Annotated in this window: 19 protein-coding genes and 2 tRNA genes; 9 read left to right on the forward strand and 12 right to left on the reverse strand. The window is 56.2% G+C overall.

The window, feature by feature from the left end; all coding sequences use genetic code 11:
• Positions 1-89 precede the first annotated feature (89 nt).
• Entirely contained in the window at positions 90-1082 is a 993-nt protein-coding gene (locus RGU44_RS06930) for a GlxA family transcriptional regulator (protein ID WP_322179259.1), read from the reverse strand.
• A 106-nt stretch (positions 1083-1188) separates the two neighbouring features.
• Between RGU44_RS06930 and RGU44_RS06935 the strand changes: the two genes are divergently transcribed.
• Entirely contained in the window at positions 1189-1734 is a 546-nt protein-coding gene (locus RGU44_RS06935) for a cysteine hydrolase family protein (RefSeq protein WP_322179258.1), read from the forward strand.
• A gap of 93 nt (positions 1735-1827) precedes the next feature.
• Here the strand turns inward: RGU44_RS06935 and RGU44_RS06940 are convergent, their stop codons facing one another.
• The 6 genes from RGU44_RS06940 to RGU44_RS06965 form a co-directional block, all read right to left on the reverse strand.
• The gene (locus RGU44_RS06940; protein WP_322179257.1) at positions 1828-2487 is read right to left on the reverse strand and encodes a hypothetical protein; all 660 of its coding nucleotides are present in this window, start codon (positions 2485-2487) and stop codon (positions 1828-1830) included.
• A 256-nt stretch (positions 2488-2743) separates the two neighbouring features.
• Complete coding sequence (locus RGU44_RS06945) at positions 2744-4081, reverse strand: OprD family porin (protein ID WP_322216411.1); 1338 nt, start codon at positions 4079-4081, stop codon at positions 2744-2746.
• Between the two features lie 476 nt (positions 4082-4557).
• Positions 4558-4725 carry a hypothetical protein gene (locus RGU44_RS06950; protein WP_322216414.1) on the reverse strand — a complete coding sequence of 56 codons (168 nt, stop codon included), beginning with the start codon at positions 4723-4725 and terminating at the stop codon, positions 4558-4560.
• 65 nt (positions 4726-4790) lie between these two features.
• A protein-coding gene (locus RGU44_RS06955) for an IS3-like element ISPpu4 family transposase (RefSeq protein WP_250690811.1) occupies positions 4791-6343 on the reverse strand; the annotation gives its coding sequence in 2 pieces (ribosomal slippage) (positions 4791-5881 and positions 5881-6343; 1554 coding nt in all).
• Between the two features lie 441 nt (positions 6344-6784).
• Positions 6785-7702, reverse strand: a complete 918-nt coding sequence (locus RGU44_RS06960; RefSeq protein WP_219061829.1) for a site-specific integrase — start codon at positions 7700-7702, stop codon at positions 6785-6787.
• A 128-nt stretch (positions 7703-7830) separates the two neighbouring features.
• Complete coding sequence (locus RGU44_RS06965) at positions 7831-8436, reverse strand: NADPH-dependent F420 reductase (protein ID WP_322179255.1); 606 nt, start codon at positions 8434-8436, stop codon at positions 7831-7833.
• Between the two features lie 185 nt (positions 8437-8621).
• Here RGU44_RS06965 and RGU44_RS06970 point away from each other — a divergent pair, with 185 nt between their 5' ends.
• From RGU44_RS06970 to modC, 8 genes are all read left to right on the forward strand, one after another.
• Entirely contained in the window at positions 8622-9179 is a 558-nt protein-coding gene (locus RGU44_RS06970; RefSeq protein WP_322216416.1) for a cytochrome b, read from the forward strand.
• A 170-nt stretch (positions 9180-9349) separates the two neighbouring features.
• Complete coding sequence (copC, locus tag RGU44_RS06975) at positions 9350-9727, forward strand: copper homeostasis periplasmic binding protein CopC (RefSeq protein WP_322216418.1); 378 nt, start codon at positions 9350-9352, stop codon at positions 9725-9727.
• Positions 9728-9731: 4 nt separating this feature from the next.
• Positions 9732-10607, forward strand: coding sequence for a copper homeostasis membrane protein CopD (copD, locus tag RGU44_RS06980; RefSeq protein ID WP_322179252.1), 876 nt, complete (start codon positions 9732-9734; stop codon positions 10605-10607).
• 99 nt (positions 10608-10706) lie between these two features.
• The gene (gene ada / locus RGU44_RS06985) at positions 10707-11792 is read left to right on the forward strand and encodes a bifunctional DNA-binding transcriptional regulator/O6-methylguanine-DNA methyltransferase Ada (RefSeq protein WP_322216421.1); all 1086 of its coding nucleotides are present in this window, start codon (positions 10707-10709) and stop codon (positions 11790-11792) included.
• Positions 11793-12072: 280 nt separating this feature from the next.
• Entirely contained in the window at positions 12073-13149 is a 1077-nt protein-coding gene (locus RGU44_RS06990; protein WP_322216423.1) for a nitronate monooxygenase, read from the forward strand.
• Positions 13150-13297: 148 nt separating this feature from the next.
• The gene (gene modA / locus RGU44_RS06995) at positions 13298-14002 is read left to right on the forward strand and encodes a molybdate ABC transporter substrate-binding protein (protein WP_416194633.1); all 705 of its coding nucleotides are present in this window, start codon (positions 13298-13300) and stop codon (positions 14000-14002) included.
• The gene (modB, locus tag RGU44_RS07000; RefSeq protein ID WP_322179248.1) at positions 14002-14682 is read left to right on the forward strand and encodes a molybdate ABC transporter permease subunit; all 681 of its coding nucleotides are present in this window, start codon (positions 14002-14004) and stop codon (positions 14680-14682) included. Before modA ends, modB begins: the two co-directional genes overlap by 1 nt.
• Positions 14683-14686: 4 nt before the next feature.
• Positions 14687-15775: a molybdenum ABC transporter ATP-binding protein gene (gene modC / locus RGU44_RS07005; protein ID WP_322179247.1), complete on the forward strand. Its 1089-nt coding sequence runs from the start codon at positions 14687-14689 to the stop codon at positions 15773-15775.
• Here modC and RGU44_RS07010 read toward each other — a convergent pair.
• The 5 genes from RGU44_RS07010 to RGU44_RS07030 form a co-directional block, all read right to left on the reverse strand.
• Positions 15750-16142: a helix-turn-helix transcriptional regulator gene (locus RGU44_RS07010; RefSeq protein WP_322179246.1), complete on the reverse strand. Its 393-nt coding sequence runs from the start codon at positions 16140-16142 to the stop codon at positions 15750-15752. The two genes, modC and RGU44_RS07010, sit on opposite strands and share 26 nt — an antisense overlap.
• A 219-nt stretch (positions 16143-16361) precedes the next feature.
• On the reverse strand, positions 16362-16841 hold the full coding sequence (locus tag RGU44_RS07015; protein WP_322179245.1) for a cupin domain-containing protein: 480 nt from the start codon (positions 16839-16841) through the stop codon (positions 16362-16364).
• 170 nt (positions 16842-17011) lie between these two features.
• A tRNA-Leu gene (locus RGU44_RS07020) sits at positions 17012-17098 on the reverse strand.
• A 138-nt stretch (positions 17099-17236) separates the two neighbouring features.
• Positions 17237-17310, reverse strand: a tRNA-Cys gene (locus RGU44_RS07025).
• A 289-nt stretch (positions 17311-17599) separates the two neighbouring features.
• Positions 17600-18499 (reverse strand): polysaccharide deacetylase family protein, encoded by a 900-nt coding sequence (locus RGU44_RS07030; protein ID WP_322179244.1) that lies wholly within the window; start codon positions 18497-18499, stop codon positions 17600-17602.
• Between the last annotated feature and the right edge of the window lie 71 nt (positions 18500-18570).

An 18570-nucleotide genomic window follows, 5' to 3' on the forward strand; every position in this document is an offset into this window, starting at 1 on the left:
TCACGCTCCACATATCACTTTCATGGCGCGTTCATCACTGAGCTTTGCTAAACAGCGCACAGGCGCCATGCGGGAGTTGCCGTTGCTAGTCAACCATTACCGACAGCCGTGCCAACACCAAAGCGTCCCCGATAATCCCTCGGCGAAAACCCGGTAATTTTCTTGAAGGTCTGGCGAAAGGCGCCTGGATCCTGATATCCCACGGTCCAGGCGATGTGGTCGACGGTGCGGTTGGTGAATTCGAGCATTTCGCGAGCTTTTCCAACCCGCAGGTGCTGGCAGTATTGCGTGGGCTTGAGCCCCGTCGCCGCGCGAAAACGCCGTAAGAATGTTCGCGCCTCCAGGCCTGCCTCGGCGGCCATCGTGCTCAGTGAAACCTCCACTGCGCCGCTGGCTTGTAACCAGTGCTGGACCTTGAGTACTGCTGCATCACCGTGACCAAGAATAGGTGCAAAATTGCCACCGCACTTCGCGCTGTCGCTGTGCTCGACCATTAGAAAGCGCGCCGTAGCTGAGGCAATGCTCGGCCCCAACAATCGCTCTACCACCCTCAACCCCAGTTCGGCCCACGCCATCAGACCCGCCGTGGTAATGAGGTCGCCATCATCGATCATCGGCTTCTCGACATCCACCTTGAGCAGAGGAAACCGTTCGCCCAGGGTTTTGGCTTGAGTCCAGTGGGTGGTGACTGTACGGCCTGTAAGCAGACCGGTTTCGGCCAGTACAAATACACCCAGGCACACTGAACCAATAACCGCCCCGGCGCTGTGCTGCCGGGTGATCCAGGCCGCCAGCGTCTGCAACCACTCAGCCGAAGGCAGTGTGTCCAGAGACGGCGGGATCAGCACTGCAACGGGTCGGCTGGTAAGTTCCGGCTGGCTGTCGAAGATCCTCTCGAGGGGAGCCCCGGGCACTGTAGCGCTCCAATGAGAAATTCGCAGCAGCGGCACATTGGCCATGGGCTGCTCACGGACGATGCGATTGGCCACGGAGAACAGGTCGGTCAGGCCATGCACCGCAGCCATCTGCGCACCTGGATAGACCAGCAAGCCGATCTCGGCCACATTGATTTGCCCCGCCATTGTCAGTTTACCCCTCGATATTGTCGTTCCGGCCAATCCTCAGCCAGCGCTGCAGAGCCAATACTTCACCCCACGGAACACAGGCCACACTATTGAGGAACATCCCATGTCCAAACAAGCGCTTATCGTAGTCGATATTCAAAATGACTACTTCCCTGGAGGAAAGTGGCCACTGAGTGGCGTTGACGCCGCCGCCGACAATGCAGCGAGGATTATTGCCGCTGCCCGTTCTGCGGGCGATTTGGTGGTGTATATCCGTCACGAATTCACCAGTGACGATGCACCGTTCTTTGCCCCTGGTTCTGAAGGCGCGCACCTGCATCCCAAGGTGCAAAATCTGCCTGATGAGCAGGTGATACTCAAGCACCACGTCAATTCGTTTCTCGAAACCAATCTTGCGACAGTGCTTGAACGCCATGCCATCGAGGACCTGGTCATTGTCGGCAGCATGAGCCACCTGTGTATCGACGCTATCACCCGCGCCGCCGCCGACCTTGGCTATAAAGCCACGGTAATCCATGATGCCTGCGCTTCCTGCGACGTGGAGTTCAACGGCCTGACGGTGCCCGCGGCCCATGTGCATGCAGCGTTCATGTCCGCATTGGGCTTTGGTTACGCGAGAGTGGTGTCGACCGAGCAGTTTCTGGCTTAAAACCGCTAAGTAGCTCACCGATGAATGAAGGACAGAAGATCAGGCTTTGCCCCTGAAAGATCAGGTGCAAAGCTTTGTAGCCTTAAACCTGATTCAGGATAAACCGAGCCTGGATTTTTCCTGATCGAGGGACTGGGTCATATTCAATAGCGCGGCGTTCACCAGCGACTGTCCCTGATTTCCAGCGCTGGCGCTTGAACCCGAACTGAAGTCTGTGCCGGTGCTTGCGCTGGCCTGCATTTCAGTCTGTTTCTTGAGCACTTCCGCTATTTTGGCCTCAACCTTGGCCTGCTCTGCAGGAGGCATGGCCTTAAGATCAGCCTCGGTGAGTCCCATGCCTTTCAAGGTGCTGTAACGCATCTTCTGTGCCGGCGTCAGGGCCATGTAATCCTTGAATTCATCCAGCGCGCTTTTAGTCGCGGACGACCCTGCTGTTGCGTCGACTGAAGCGTTCAGCGAACTGGCACCCACCTGTCCAACACCGGAGCTACTGTTGTCAGATGCCGTGTGCGTTGCCACCAGCGAGTTAGCGTTTTGCAGACTGACCATCATTTTCGCGAAGGCTTCTTGGCGGTCTTCATCTTGCTGCTGGCTAGAGGCACTGGCACTGGACGAGGCGCTGCTGCCGACCTTTTCCGTTTGAACCGTAGAATCTAAAAGACTCAGAAAGCTGTCTGAGTTGGACGTGGTCGATACAGCGCTTGGTATTGGGATCGAAAGGTCGTACCTGCCCAAACCAGTGATAGTGCTCATTTCAACGACTCCCGTGAAGTGGCGCATTTTTTGGAATGCATTTTTGGATCAGATACAGCAAGGCACGTGCCAGATAGAAAATTCCTCCTGAATACCGCTGTTTAGCGCTCGGAACCCTGGCAGTACTGAACATCTAAAGGCAAAAAAGGCAGCGCGTTGCCGTCACCGGCAAACGGCTGCCTCTCTCTATGAGCCCCGTCGAGCAAAACTCGGCTCGCCTATTGCAGCGTCGAGCCTCGCTGTCGTGATTGACGGTTTAGAAGATCGAGATCGGGTAATCGGCGATCAAACGAAACTCGTTAACGTTACCCTCGGCTTGATCGGCATTACCACGATGCCACGCCTGACGCATCCGTAGGGACAGGTTTTTAGCCGGACCGGTCTGAACAACGTATTTGGCTTCAAGGTTGGTTTCATGGTGTTTACCGTCTGCGCCATAACCGGTGCCATTGTAAGTACGATAATGGCTATCAGCCGCCATGTGTGTGCCGTCGATGTTGTCACCGTGAGCATAACGAACCATGAAACTCAGGCCCGGAACCCCATAGGTCAGCATGTTCAGGTCATAGCGCGCCTGCCAGGATTTTTCCCCCGGACCGTTGAAGTCTGAATACTGAATCGAGTTGGCCAGGCTAATCGAGTCCGACGTGTCGCCAGGTCCGTTTTGACCGAACGAGACGTAGTCGAACGGAGTATCGCCACGTACTTTTTGATAGGAAAGTGAGACGGTATGCGCGCTCAGGAACGAGTAAGCCGCGCCCAGCGACCAGGTAGTGTTGTCAATGCTACCGGCGTTGGCCTGTCCTTCGTCATTGGTACGGTAGATGTTGAAATCAAAGTTCACTGACTGTAGCTCCGAGATCGGCAACGTATAGTTGGCGTTCCCGTAGTACTGACGCCAGATATCCTTGAGTTCCGAGCCGTACAGGCTAAAGGTCAGGCTGTCCGAAACCGCGTATTTGCCACCGACATAATCAATGCTGTCGGCAGCGACGTTAGCGTAGGCGGCAAACAGTTCGTGGCTGCCATTGGTGGTGACCGGACCGTTCCCGCCGGTGAAGTGCCCGGCATCCAGATCAAGGCCAGCAATTTCGCTGCTCAGCACATTGAAGCCGGTGCCCGTCTGCGGAAACAAGCGTGAGCCACCCGCGGCGAAAACAGGTGCTGTCGGCTGCAGGGTGCCCCAAAGAAGTTCGGTCTTGGAAATCCGGACTTTCAGTGCGCCCCCCACCGTGCCGTATTCATCTTCCAGGGATCCATCATGGCGCACCGGTAAGTTGCCCGTGCCATTAGTGTCCGCCGAACCATCAAGTTTGATGGCCCAATTACCAAACACCTCTACCCCAAACCCAACCGTCCCCTGAGTGAACCCCGAACTGTAGTTAGCCAGTACACCTTGGGTCCAGTCCTTATTGGTTGCACCGCCATCCTTACCATCGTGGTCGAAGTAGTAGTTTTTGAGGTGGACATTGAGACTGCTGTCTTCAATAAATCCCTTGGCATCGGCCTGATCCGTCACCGGCGCGGCCGATACTAACTGACTGACCCCGAGCGAGACCGCAAGGGTCACGAGATTCCACTTCACACACATCATTCATTTTCCCCTGATTCAAAATAAAGTCCGCCGTCATCCAATACCTGAGCAATAGAGTTTCCCCTGGGTTCAGGCGAAGGATGAAACAGTGGATTGAGCGATGGCAGGTCAGCTAACACAGTGAGACCGGAGTTGCACGTCCGGTAATAACAGGCTTTTTAGCCCTATTTTTATCTTCTCGGTTCAGGGGGTTGCCCCTTCCCTCAAACTTTTAACATTTTTGCGGGCCGCTATTTAACCCCGATCATGTGATAGTCATTATCCGTTGACGTAATAATTGAACAATACGGCCGTATAACCCCTCACCGTGGGTTGCCCTTAAATGCGAGTGGACATCGCAGACGCCAACATTAGTGAAGCTGAACAGTCGCTCATATAGCGATGTTCAGTGCCTGACATAAAGCTTTCGCAGATGCGTAATTGCGGGGCACTTGGCCGGATCGGGTTCGTACGTTACCGACCCCACCGACCGTTCCTCACGCCCACGTTTTCCCGAGCGCCTCCAGACCAGACTTTTGCAAGTCCTGCGGGCTCATCGCGATGCGGAACTTGCAGTCAGCCTGGAAGTTGAGAAAAAAGGGTTCCGCAAACCCGGGGACGTCGGACGGGTCTTTTACGTTGACCAGAAAAATCCCGCCACGCATTCCATCTTGCTCAGTAAAATAAGCGACCCGGCGTTTTGCAAGGTAGTTGTCGCGTCAGCTGTGTTTTATGCGGCTATTTTCAGTGTCGGTAACTCCCTTTCCGGATTGAGTGTGACCGCGCCGATGGGCTGCCAATTGCGTGTCGCACCTGACCAGCGATGTGGATGTTGATTACGAGCTTGCTGATACAGGGCATGACGCTTGGCCAAGATCTCTTGATCATCTCCTCGATGACGCTGCGCCGGGGTCACGAAGCGGATGCGGCTGTGGCGGTGTTGGTGGTTGTACCAGCGGATAAAATCGCGCACCCAGCTGCGTGCCGCGTCCAAATCTGCAAAACCACCAGGAGGCCATTGCGGGCAATATTTCAGGGTTCTAAACAGCGATTCTGAGTAGGGATTATCGTTACTCACCCGTGGTCGTCCGCGTGACGGGGTGATGCCGAGTTCGTACAGTTTGCTCAGCAACGTCACCGATTTCATCGGTGCACCGTTGTCCGAGTGCAGCACTAGGGGCCGTCCGGCGCAGCGTTCGGTGAGCACGGTGCGCTGCATCAGTTCGGCCGCCAGCTCGCCACTTTCTTGCTCGTAAACTTCCCAGCCCACGGCCTTTCGGCTGTAGATGTCCTCGATCAAATACAGATAGTAGTACTTCCCACGCACTGGCGATGGCAAGTAGGTGATGTCCCAAGACCAGACCTTATTGGCTGTGGTTGCGCTGTGAGTTGTCGGCGCAGCATGCTTGTGCGGTGCATGGCTGCGGCCACGTCGGTGCTGCTGATCAGCTTCCTTCAGGACGCGGTAAAAGGTTGCCTCTGAGGCCAGATAACGACCTTGATCGGCCAGTATCGGGACGATCTGGCTGGGCGGCAGGCTGACGAATGGCGGACTGTTGCAGACCTCTAAAATAGCGCAACGCTCCTGTTCACTCAGGGCATTAAGTGGTCGCGGACGTGACGTGGTGGTGCGCACGTCGGCCTGCATCACAGGCGTCAGCGCCCAGCGTTGCAGGCTGCGCAGCGACAGCCCGATCTCCGCGCTGGCAATAGTTTTGCGTGCACCAGAAGCAACGGCTTGGTTAAAACGTTCAACGAGTTGTTGCCGTTCTGGCAGCGAGGTCAGACGTCCTCGCTGTCGTTTCCCCAGAAGGCATTCATCTTTTTTCGCAGCACCAGAATCGCGGCGGTTTCTGCGAGCGCCTTGTCCTTGCGCCGCAGTTCACGCTCCAACTCGGCGATGCGTTTTTTGTCGGCGCGCGCCTGTTCTCGCTCGGCCTGGCGCTGTGCCTGGGCTGTTAGCTGGCCACTGATGCAGGCCTGTCGCCAAGCGCCGATTTGCTCGGGGTACAAACCCTTGCTGCGACAGTATTCGCTAAGCTCGATCTCGCTCAACGTGGCCGTGTGCAACACCGCTGCGAACTTGGCTTCAGCCGACCAGTTATCGGCACTGCTTTTATCTCCGGGCACCACTGCGCCTCCTGCTTTGAGCTTGGTTCGCCAAGCATACAGGGTGGCTTGAGAGATGCCTTCTTGACGCGACAACTCGGCCACGGACATGTTTTGAGGCGGCAGCAATTTGTTGATAAGGGCCGCTTTACGCTCAGGTGAATAGCTCGACATTACAGCTCTCTTTGGCGCCCCCGATCTATCGTTTTGATAAATCAGCTCAGGCGACAACTAGCCTGACACCGGGGGGACCTCCGGATGGATGCTTTCCAGGATACGTCCAATAATCTCGCCCACCTTCCCCGCTCTGACGAGGGAATTGAAGGGTTCATGAGGAAATTCGACCGTCAGTAGCATCTTCATCATTCATTCCTCTTTTCAACGTGCGTCCTCGTCGCCAGACTTTTGCTTCTGGCGCTCATGCCGCCTGACGTGCATTCAGCAGTTCCAGCGGTCCATATTTTAAGAGTAGCGAAGCCTGAGCAGACGCTCATGCGGGGTTACGGACGGTCATGAAACAGAGTGACTCACAATACACGCCGCCATCAAAGGCACGTTCATCCGATGTGGTCCCAATACCCCTGGGCCTGCAAAGCACCTGATACGCTGCCGAGGTTAAAGATCAAACCGATCAATCGCCCGACGTCGCTCATTTTCGCCGCGCATGTCATAGCTGGCGGTGGTCGAGATGTTGGTGTGATGCGCCAGTTTTTGCGCAATCGACAGATCGTGCTCTTCGATCACTCGCGTGATGAATGAGCGGCGAAAGTCATGGGGCATGATGTCCATGCCAATCTGCCGACCGCGCTGCTTGGCAATGAAGTAGATCGCATGTTTGGTGATCCGGTCACGGGTGATGTGGCTGCCACGGCGGATGCGGTTGAACAGGAAGGCATCGTCGCTCTGACCTTCGGGTAAGCATGAGCGGCGCAGTTCCAGCCAATCATTGAGAACTGTGAATGCCCAGGTCGGCGCGTATTTGATCAGTTGTTTGTTGCCCTTGCCCGTGACCTGCAGGCTGCGTTCGGCAAAGTCGATCTGCGCCAGGTCCAGGTTCACCGACTCGGACTTTCGCATCCCTGATCCGTACAGAATGGCAATGATCGCTGCATCGCGTCGTCCTTGCGGACGAGGGTCGGCGGCACACACGTCCATAAGTTCCCGAATCAGCGTTCGTCGAATATTTTTGCCCTTGCTCAGACGCGTCCCCGCCATGGGTTTGACCGAGCGCATCTTGAGCAAGTGCTCATGGCTGATCAGGCTTTGTCGCCAGGCTTCGTTGGTCACGCCGCGAATGGCATTGACGTATAACGACGAGGTATTGGGCGCATAGCCGTCTTCGCGAAGCGCAGCGACCAGGGCGATGACATGGCCTGGCTGCAATTGATGCCACGGCACCTCGTGGATGTCCATCTCGACGAAACCCAGACGATCCGCTGCATCCTGCAGCACATATTTCATCGTCAATTGGCTCGATGGTGCCAGACGCGCCAAGTAAAGCGCCAACGGATTCTGAACCTCGGGCAGCGACATGGACAACCTGTCTTGAGTGACTGGAAAATACCACTCTACACCACAACGTCTGTTGCTAACCAATTGAAGAAAAAGGAAATTCTTTCGTTACTTAATGCCTGAAAACCGGAGCCTGGCACGCACTTCCATTATCGGTCGCGGGCTTTTAATAACTCGACTCCGTTGAATATTCCACCCAGTTGCATCAATCGGCCGCCACTGGCGAGTGCACCAAGGTCCATGGGCGCCAACCCTATGGACTCGATCAGCCCGTTGACCAACGCCTTGGCCTGGGCATCGTCACCTGCCAGAAACGCCACGCGCCTGTAACCAGCCGGCGCATCAAGGAAAAAGCCCGCTATGGGTAACGTATTGAACGCCTTGATCACTTTAGCGTCCGGCGCGAGACGGGCGACAATTTCGCTGCCACTGTCTTCGCCCAGGTCCGCAACCCTGAAATCCGGAAAGTAGTGGAGAAAGGTATTGGTCGCATCGATCAGCACGCGCCCTTCCCACTTCGGCAGCGCCGGCAAGGCACTTGCCACGTTGAACCAGGGAATCGCCAGCACGACGATTGGGCACGCAGCGGCCTGCTCCAGAGTGCCCGCCTTTGCCTTGGATCCCAGCTTATGAATCAATGACGCCAGACTCCCAGGACCTCGGCGATTACTGAGCACCACGTCATGCCCTGCTTGAATGAACGCTGCCGCGAGCGTTTCCCCCACGGTCGCAGCGCCAATCATCCCGATGTTCATAGGTTTACCTCACGACTGGGCAATGGGCTCATGGACAACGCCGGCCCACGCCAAAAATTATAGTCCTGGAATAACCATTCGTGGGCCTGCGGATGCGATTCGGGTTGATCACAAATTACCTATATAGTCTTCAAATAAATCTTCACCCTCGGACGTTAAGTACGTATCACTACAGAGAGCTGACCATGCATACCACTCCAAATGCTGAACGCTATGACCGACTGACCCGTTCTTTCCACTGGCTAACGGTAGCCTTGGTGATTTTTTTGTTCGCCAGCGTACAGGTATGGGACATCCTTGAGAAAGGCACGCCCCTGCGCAAAGGCCTGCAATCGGTGCATATCTCACTAGGGATTGCGCTGGCGGTGCTGATCGTCGCGCGGATTGCCTGGCGCTTGTTCGGCGGCAATCGTCTACCCGTGATCACGTCCAGAACAACTCACCTGCTGGCGACGCTCGCGCACCTTGGCCTTTATGCGTTGTTGCTGGCACAAGTCGTACTGGGCTTTGGGTTCCGTTGGGCGCAAGACGAACCCTTCAGCTTTTTCGGCCTGTTCTCGGTGCCCGCTCCATTCATCATCGATCATGCGCTGAGCAGCACGCTGGGTGACCTGCATGGGACGGTGGCCTGGGCCATCATTATCCTTTCCGGCCTGCATGCCTGCATCGCCCTTGGGCATCACTATCTGCTGAAAGATTCGACGTTGCGCCGCATGCTGCCGGCCGGGCGAAAAAACCTGTAAGACTGATGAATAAATTCATCCGCACGCGTGTGCTCGGCTAGCGGTCTAGCGCCATCGCCTGATGGCCGCGACGAGGTCTGCATGGATTTCTTGTCTGGAGTCGTTCGCCCGTTTCTGTTTTATTAGCACGCATTGCTTAACGATCCAGCCCTCTGAAAAAGGTATTTTTAATGTTTGCCCCGCTTTTCAAGAAAGTCCTGACATCGTTCGCCCTGCTTATCTCCGTCGCTAGCGCCACCTTCGTCTTTGCCCACGCCAACCTGAAAAGTGAAGAGCCGGCTGCCGACAGCACCACCACAGCACCCAAGGACCTGCGCCTGAATTTCTCCGAGGGTGTCGAGGACAAGTTCACCAAAGTCAGCCTCACCACGAACGGCGGTAAAACGGTAATCGTTAATACCGTTGCGACTGACCCCGACAATAAGAAAGTTTTGATTATCACCCCTGCCACGCCCATCGCTGCCGGCGAATACAAGGTGGAATGGCACGCTGTGTCGGTCGACACTCATAAAAGCGAGGGCGAATACTCCTTCAAAGTAAGCCCGTAACCCAATGTCGAGTGCACTGATCCTGTGCCGATTCGCGCACTTTGCCGTGGTGTTGTTGCTGTTCGGTATCTGCCTGTTTCGGACATGGCTATTCAAACCGTTGCTGATTGAAGCAGCAACAGCCACGCTGGACGCGAAGCTCACATGGGTGCTTCGCTCGCTGACGTCAGTGGCATTGGCCAGCAGCCTGCTGTGGCTTGTGCTCATTGCCGGCAGCATGGCAGGTAGCTGGCAGGATGGACTTGATCCGCCAACCCTGATGCTGGTGCTCCGCAATACATTTTTCGGTCAGGTCTGGAGCGGGCATCTGCTCTTCAGCGCGCTGCTATTGATAAGCCTTGCCTCGCGACGGTTTTCTTCACCCAACCTGCGGCTGGCACTGAGTACGTTGCTATTGGCGACACTGGCACCGGTCGGGCACGGTGCGATGTTCGACGGCCTGAGCGGTGGACTGATGATTCTCAATCAGATGATTCACCTATGCTGCGTCGGCGCCTGGCTAGGAGGGATATTGTTGCTGTCATTGCTGCTGGCGCAACCGTCTGCCGGAAACGCTCAGCACTTGCTTCGGCGCTTCAGCGGCATCGGTTATGGTCTCGTGGCTGCAATCATTACCACTGGGCTAATCAATGTCAGGGTAATGAGCGGCGCCGTTTGGCCCGAGCCAGCATTTTCCGGGTTTGGGCTGATCCTGATGATCAAGGTGTGTCTCGTGCTGTGCATGCTGCTATTAGCACTGACCAATAGATTACTGCTCAATAGCAACAGTGATCGGCTCAACCTGTTGCGCACCAGTGTGGCCCTCGAATGCCTGTTCGGCATAGCAGCCGTTGCAGCTGTTTCCTTATTGGGCACATTGCCGCCAATGCTGAATGTTTGACGGCTGTCAGCAGGGAGTTCAAGCGCAAGCTTCGGAGTGCCGCCTGCCTGCCTGCGCGATAACCTTGTCAGTAATCGCCTTCACGATGAGTACACACGCATGAGTACGGTCAATCCACGCACATCACAGCAGGATAAGCAGATCACGGAAAACGATCCCCGCTGGGCTGCGGTGTTGGCAAGGGATGCGACGGCGGACAACCAATTCGTTTACGCGGTGAAAACCACCGGCGTGTACTGTCGGGCAAGCAGTTCGTCGCGCCTGCCACGGCCAGAGAACGTCGAGTTTTTCGCCAATGCCACAGACGCAGAAGCCGCAGGTTATCGCCCGAGCAAACGGGCCGCAGCGGATCAGACCAGCGTCTTCGCGCAGCATGTAATCCTGGTAGCAGAGGCCTGCCGACAAATCGAACAGGCCGATCGCCTGCCCAGCCTGAATCAACTGGCAGACAACGTCGGTTTGAGTCCCTATCACTTCCATCGGGTCTTCAAGGCCATCACCGGCCTGACGCCCAACGGGTATGCACGGGCCCATCGCGCACGAAAAATGCGCGAGCACTTGAGCCGCCCGGGATCGATCACCAACGCTTTTTACGAGGCAGGTTTCAATTCAAACAGCCGCTTTTACGAGGCCTCGGACACGATGCTTGGCATGAAACCCAGCGACTATCGCGCAGGCGGCGTGAATAACGACATTCGCTTCGCGGTTGGGGAATGCTCGCTGGGCTCGATTCTGGTAGCGCAAAGCGAACGCGGGGTATGCGCCATTCTGCTGGGTGATGACCCGAACACCTTGGTGCGTAATCTGCAGGACAAATTTAGCAACGCCAACCTGATGGGTGGCGATGCCGATTTCGAGCAACTAATTGCAAAGGTCGTTGGATTTATTGAAATGCCTGCCATCGGCCTTGATTTGCCACTGGACCTGCGCGGTACGGCGTTTCAAGAACGGGTGTGGAAGGCACTCAGGGAAATTCCGGTGGGTAGCACAGCCAGTTACGCCGAGATTGCTCAACGGATTGGCGCACCCACCTCTTTTCGCGCCGTTGCACAGGCCTGCGGCGCTAACTGGCTGGCCGTCGCTATCCCCTGTCATAGGGTGGTGCGCAGCGACGGCAATCTTTCAGGTTATCGCTGGGGAGTGGAACGTAAACGACAACTGCTGGAACGCGAGGCAAAGCCATAAAGCAATTAGAGCCTTCCTTTTGGCTGATCTCCAACGAGCTACGCGGACAGTCCGAAGGCGAGCGACTCAAGCACATACAGGCCGGTTTCCCTTCCAGCTGGCGAGGTCGTTTGATCCTGGTGTGGAGGATCGCCAAGGCGCGGTTCGCCACCGATCTGTCGGGCCAGGGTGCAGCACCTCACTGCCAAAAGTAGCTCATTCCAAACACCTCAGTTGCAAAGGGTGCCCCCTGCCCGTTCAATAGCGGCCTGCCTGTCGTTCTATTTCGGAGGAAACCACCATGAGCACTTGGCCTGATAGCCGTATTCTTGATCTCTTCGGGGTGACACTCCCCATCCTTCAAGCGCCTATGGCCGGGGCAAGTGGCTCAGCCATGGCGATTGCCGTCGCCAACGCCGGGGGGCTGGCATCCCTGCCCTGCGCCGCGCTGACTCTGGATCAGATACGCGAAGAAGTGGCATTGATCCGCCAAAATACCAACGTTCCATTGAACCTCAATTTCTTTTGCCACCAACCACCCGCTGTCGACCCAGCCCGAGAGGCTCGCTGGAAAAACACGCTCAAAGACTATTACACCGAGCTGGGCGCTGACTTCGAAGCGCCCACACCGGTGTCCGCACGTGCGCCCTTCGATGACGCCAGTTGCGCGCTGATTGAAGCGTTGAAACCCGAGATCATCAGTTTTCATTTCGGTCTGCCAGAGCAAGCGTTGCTGGATCGGGTCAAGGCGACCGGAGCCAAGATCATTTCTTCTGCCACCACCGTCGAGGAGGCTGTCTGGCTGGAGCAAAACGGCTGTGACGCTATCATCGCCATGGGCTACGAAGCCGGAGGTCATCGAGGGATGTTTCTCAGTAAGGACCTCGACACCCAGGTCGGCACCCTGGCGTTGGTGCCGCAGGTAGTAGACGCCGTCGGCGTGCCGGTGATTGCTGCAGGAGGTATTGGCGATGCGCGCGGCATTGTCGCGGCATTCGCGCTGGGGGCATCGGCTGTCCAACTGGGCACCGCCTATCTCTTCTGCCCGGAAGCCAAGGTGACGAAACCGCACTACCAGGCCCTGCGTAGCGCCAAAGGAAGCCAGACGGCACTGACCAACATTTTCACCGGCAGGCCAGCACGGGGCATCGTCAACCGGATCATGCGCGAACTGGGCCCGATCAGTGATGTCGCACCCGCTTTCCCCCTGGCCGGCGGCGCGCTGATGCCCCTGCGCGCCAAGTCCGAACCGCAAGGCAGTGGCGACTTCATGAACCTCTGGGCCGGTCAGGCGGTCGGGCTGAAACATGAATTGTCGGCAGACGTATTGACCCGTCTACTGGCCACTCAAGCGCTGGAACAATTGACCAGGCGCTGAGATGATCAGCCGCTATATACTCTGCTATATAGCGGCAGGTGTCAGGCAGTCACCCGCCCCACCCACAAAGACTATGGAAGCCTTTATGCGCACTGGACACCTTGGCGTAATCCTCAAATCCCTGACGGCTGTCAGTACCCTGCTGACCATGAGCGCAGCGTTCGCCGACGAAGTACACGTGGCCGTTGCTGCCAACTTCACCGCACCGATCCAGGCCATCGCCAAGGATTTCGAGAAAGACACGGGGCATAAACTGATTGCTGCCTACGGTGCGACAGGCCAGTTCTATAGCCAGATAAAAAATGGCGCGCCGTTCGAAGTGCTCCTCTCTGCCGATGATGCCACCCCGGCCAAGCTGGAAAAAGAAGGCGATACTGTCCCAGGCTCTCGCTTCACCTACGCTGTCGGCACCTTGGCCTTATGGTCTGCCAAAGAAGACTATGTCGACGATAAAGGCGCCGTTCTCAAGGCCAACCAGTATCAGCATTTATCCATTGCCGATGCTAAAACAGCACCTTACGGCCTTGCCGCGACCCAAGTGCTCAGCAAGCTCAACCTCACCGACGCAACCAAAGACAAAATCGTAACTGGCCAGAACATTACTCAGGCGTATCAGTTTGTCTCTACCGGTAATGCTGAACTGGGTTTCGTTGCTTTGTCGCAGATCTACAAGGACGGTCAGATCACCCGTGGTTCGGCGTGGATCGTACCGGCCAATCTGCATGACCCAATCAAACAAGACGCCGTCATCCTTAACAAAGGCAAGGACAACGCTGCAGCCAAGGCGCTGTTTGAATACCTGAAAGGGCCAAAAGCGGCCGCAGTGATCAAGTCGTTCGGTTATCAGTTTTAATGCCACTGAACAGCGACGATATCGCGGCCATCTGGCTGACGCTGAAACTGGCGTCATTGACCACGGTCATCCTGCTCCTTATCGGTACGCCCATCGCTTTATGGCTGGCGCACACCCGTTCGTGGCTCAAGGGCCCGGTGGCTGCAGTGGTCGCTCTGCCGCTGGTGCTGCCGCCAACGGTCATTGGCTTTTACCTGCTGCTGGCGATGGGGCCTAACGGCATGGTCGGTCACTTCACCCAGAGTATCGGCCTTGGAACGCTGACCTTCAGCTTCCCCGGTCTGGTGATCGGCTCCGTCATCTACTCGATGCCCTTTGTCGTACAGCCACTGCAAAATGCCTTCGCCGCCATTGGCAAGCGACCGCTGGAGGTCGCAGCCACCCTGCGCGCCGGCCCATGGGACACCTTCTTCAGTGTGATGTTGCCACTGGCCCGCCCCGGCTTTATAACGGGCGCCATTCTCGGTTTTGCCCATACCGTGGGCGAGTTTGGCGTGGTACTGATGATCGGTGGCAATATCCCGGAAAAAACCCGCGTGGTTTCCGTGCAGATCTACGACCACGTCGAGTCAATGGAATACCTGCAAGCGCATTGGCTGGCCGGGGTGATGTTGGTATTTTCTTTCCTGGTTCTACTGGCGCTGTACTCAAGCGGCAAAACCAAAGCAAGCTGGAGTTGAGCCGATGACCTCGCAGATACAGGTGCGCCTGCAAGTGGCCTATCCCGGTTTTGATCTGGATGTCGACCTCGCATTGCCGGGCCATGGTGTGACGGCGCTGTATGGCCACTCCGGCTCAGGAAAAACCACCTGCTTGCGCTGTATCGCCGGGCTGGAGAAAGCGCGACAGGGCTTCATTCAGATTAATGGTGAAGTCTGGCAGGACAACGCCCGAGGCATTTTCCTCCCGCCACATAAACGTGCGCTGGGGTATGTGTTTCAGGAGGCCAGTCTCTTCCCGCATCTGTCGGTGAGGGGCAACCTGGAATTCGGACTGCGGCGTGTTGCGAGCAGTCAGCGCAAGGTACAACTGGATCAAGCCAGCACATTGCTGGGTATCGATCATCTGCTCGAGCGCCACACCGACAACCTGTCCGGCGGCGAGCGACAACGTGTCGGTATCGCTCGCGCCCTGCTGACCAGCCCACGCTTGTTATTACTCGACGAACCTCTGGCGGCGCTGGACACCCAACGCAAGAGCGAAATCCTGCCGTACCTGGAGCGCCTTCACGATGAGCTGGAAATCCCCATGCTCTATGTCAGCCACTCTCAGGACGAAGTTGCACGGCTGTCCGATCACATAGTCGTGTTAAGCGAGGGCAAAGCCTTGGCCAGCGGTCCCATCGGTGAAACCTTGGCGCGCCTCGACCTGCCGATGGCGACAGGCGACGATGCCGGCGTAGTGGTCGAAGGCATCGTCAGCGCTTATGACCCCAACTATCAGTTGCTGACGTTGCACCTGCCTGGCAGCGACCTGATAGTTCGTGTCGCGCATTCACCCCTGTCGGTCGGCAAGACCCTGCGTTTTAAGGTGCAAGCCAGGGACGTGAGCCTGAACCTGCAACCCGATGAGCAAAGCAGCATTCTCAACCGATTGCCTGTTACCGTGATCAGCGAAATTGCTGCCGACAACAGGGCGCATGTGCTGGTTCGGCTCGACGCGGCCGGCACACCATTGCTCGCGCGGATTACCCGTTACTCCCGCGATCAAATGCGCCTGTACCCGGGCCAACATCTATGGGCACAGATCAAGTCGGTAGCGGTGTTGGCGTAGCGCACAAGTAGGGTTGAGTGGCGTTGCCGTTGACCTGGTAGGTGGTCGACAACTCTTCAATTTTTAATAGGAAATGACGAACCGCGTGCTGAACCTCGACGAACAATGCGTCAGGCGGCGCGGCGTACGCTACTGTGTTCAAGGTGTTATCGACAATGACACCTGTGTTGCGCTTGTTAGTCAGAACATACAAGACATCGACACCCACGTTCGCCAAGGCGACCAGATAATCGGCCTTAGGCACACGCTCGCCGCTTTCATACTTGCCTTGCGCGTTTACAGCAACGCCGCCCAGAAGCCCCATTTCCCGTTGCGAATACCCTAACCGTTTGCGTTCTTGCCTGATCCTGAAGCCTATCTCATTCATTGGCCTGGCCACCATTGTGTTATTGACCCATAAAGTTTCTCAAAAAAAATCGGAGATTAGAATGCTTGAGATTAACCAGAAACGACGACTGGTCAGCACGCTGGCCCGGGGGCGACCAAGTCGGCATGCTGGTGGCTCATGACACACCTGAGACCGTTGCCCATGTTAAACCGAGCAAGACAGCGCCATTTTTGGCGAAAGCATTGGCAGGGCGATGATTTAGTAGGGGCTGCCATCCTTATGATTAAACAGCCACTGGCCGTCCGCTTGCAGCGCCACCTCAAGATCATCATCGGGATAACTCACTGTGTCGCCTGATGCGCGATCCCCCACCTCCAGAATCACACAGTCGGACTCAGTGCGATTCTCAAGATGGTGCGGCGTCACGCCTGCCGCAAACCCGGCCACCATACCGGGTCGCAGCCTGGTTTCACCCTCATGGGTGAATAGCGTGGGTTCGCCCTCAAGGACGTAGATGAACTCGTCCTGCCGGGAATGGCAATGATGCAGCGCGGATACCGCGCCCGGTGACAGTCGAGTCAGGTTTACACCAAAGTTCTTGATGCCGAAAATATCGCCCAGCGGATGTTTGATCCTGCCCGACATAAGCGAGGCGAACGGTTCAGGGTAGCTGCTCGGCTTGGCCCGTTTCGAAGCGTCAGCCGCCATAATGGCAGTTGGACTTTTTATGGATGACATCAACCTCTCCCCCGGTTTCACGTTCTGATTGCCTGAGCCAATAAATCCAGCGGCTCAATATGGCTCAAGAAGCTCCTCACTTGAAGCGTGATCGGATATCTAGGTGAATTGCGGACCAGAAACAAACAAGGGCCTACATGCGATATCGCGTGTAAGCCCTTGATTTTAAATGGTGCCCGAAGCCGGGGTCGAACCGGCACGTCCTTACGAACGAGGGATTTTAAGTCCCTTGCGTCTACCAATTTCGCCATTCGGGCGGTAGCGCGATGTGCAGGGAATATATACATCCCTACCCGGTGAAGCAAGTTTACTGGTCCCGTCAATGCGACAAAACATTGCGCGCGAAACCAATAAAAAAGCTCCGTAAATCATGGATCTACGGAGCTTGTTTATGATGGAGGCCGAGGTCGGAATCGAACCGGCGTAGGCGGATTTGCAATCCGCAGCATAACCATTTTGCTACTCGGCCCCAAACGTACAACGTCGATACAGCTGACATTGAACGCATACACACATGAGCTGAAAACTTGAATCTAATCTAGCTTCCAACCCTTTGAAATCTATAGGTTTTTTTACATTCCCAAATCAGGAATGGACGCAATTCTGGACTTGTTCGAATAGCATGTCAATCGCTGGCAGAAAATAATTCCATACCCTGCTCCCGCTGGCTCTCGACAGCCAGCTGAAAAAGCAGTTATCTCCCGCGTGAAGCGCCAATCACGCGTGTGACGTTTTTCAACCGTCATAACACCCTGAAACTAATGCGAATTACTGTCCCAAAACCAGCTCCAGAACCCAGGCAACTGAACAGGCTCAGAACTGTCCCTGACGGTGCGCGCCATGACGGCATGCTGCAACGCTGATCGATCATCGTAAAAAGGCTTGGCTGCGGTTGTCAGACCCGTCTCGCGCGCACTGTCGATCAGTATCTGCAGGTATTCCTGCGCGTGCCGAGCGGTGTAGCGATTGAGGTCGTGAAACGTCACTACCACCGGAATAGCGCCATCGACCGCTGGCAACTCACCTGCTGCAATCCGCTCGCGTACTTCGGACAACTGCCTCAGCATGCTGGACCGTCTGCGCAGGCTGAAATTGTAGCCCCATATCTTGCCGTCATTCGCGCTCAGATCGGTCAGCAACACATGCATGCCATGCTGCTGGTAAGCGGCGAAGGTGCGCTTATCGTAGTTCCAGAATGGCGGGCGCACCAACACGGGTGGTGCACCGGTGATCGCAGCGATGTCTGCACTGCCTTCCGTTAGCGACTGTTCCAGCTCTTCCGGGCTGAGAGAACGATGATTGGTATGCCCCGGCGTAGCGGTATGGAAGCCCAGCACGTGACCTTCGTCATATTCACGGTGCATGATTTTTCGGCCCAATTCACTGCCGCCCGCCCGTGCCGCACGGGTCTGCACAAAAAATACTGCCTTGATGCCCGGCTGCACTGGATTGTGGGCAAGATCGTCGAGAACGGAGAGCGTCGGATTAAAAAAACTGGACGCACTTGGCCCGTCATCAAAGGTCAGCAAAAAACGGACAGGGGCTTGTGCGTGCAAACGCTGCTCAGTCTGTGGCGTCATTGCGATCGGGGCGCTGATACAACCAAGGAGGCCGACAGCGATAGCAAGCGCTGATAAAACGGTGACGATGTGCTTCATGCTTCTACCTTAGAGCGTCCCACGCCAGTGAAGACTGTCGGGCGAAGACAGATGGCGGTAAGTTATTCAAA

Origin of the sequence: Pseudomonas sp. 5C2 (assembly GCF_034314155.1) — a bacterium.
Taxonomy (GTDB): domain Bacteria; phylum Pseudomonadota; class Gammaproteobacteria; order Pseudomonadales; family Pseudomonadaceae; genus Aquipseudomonas.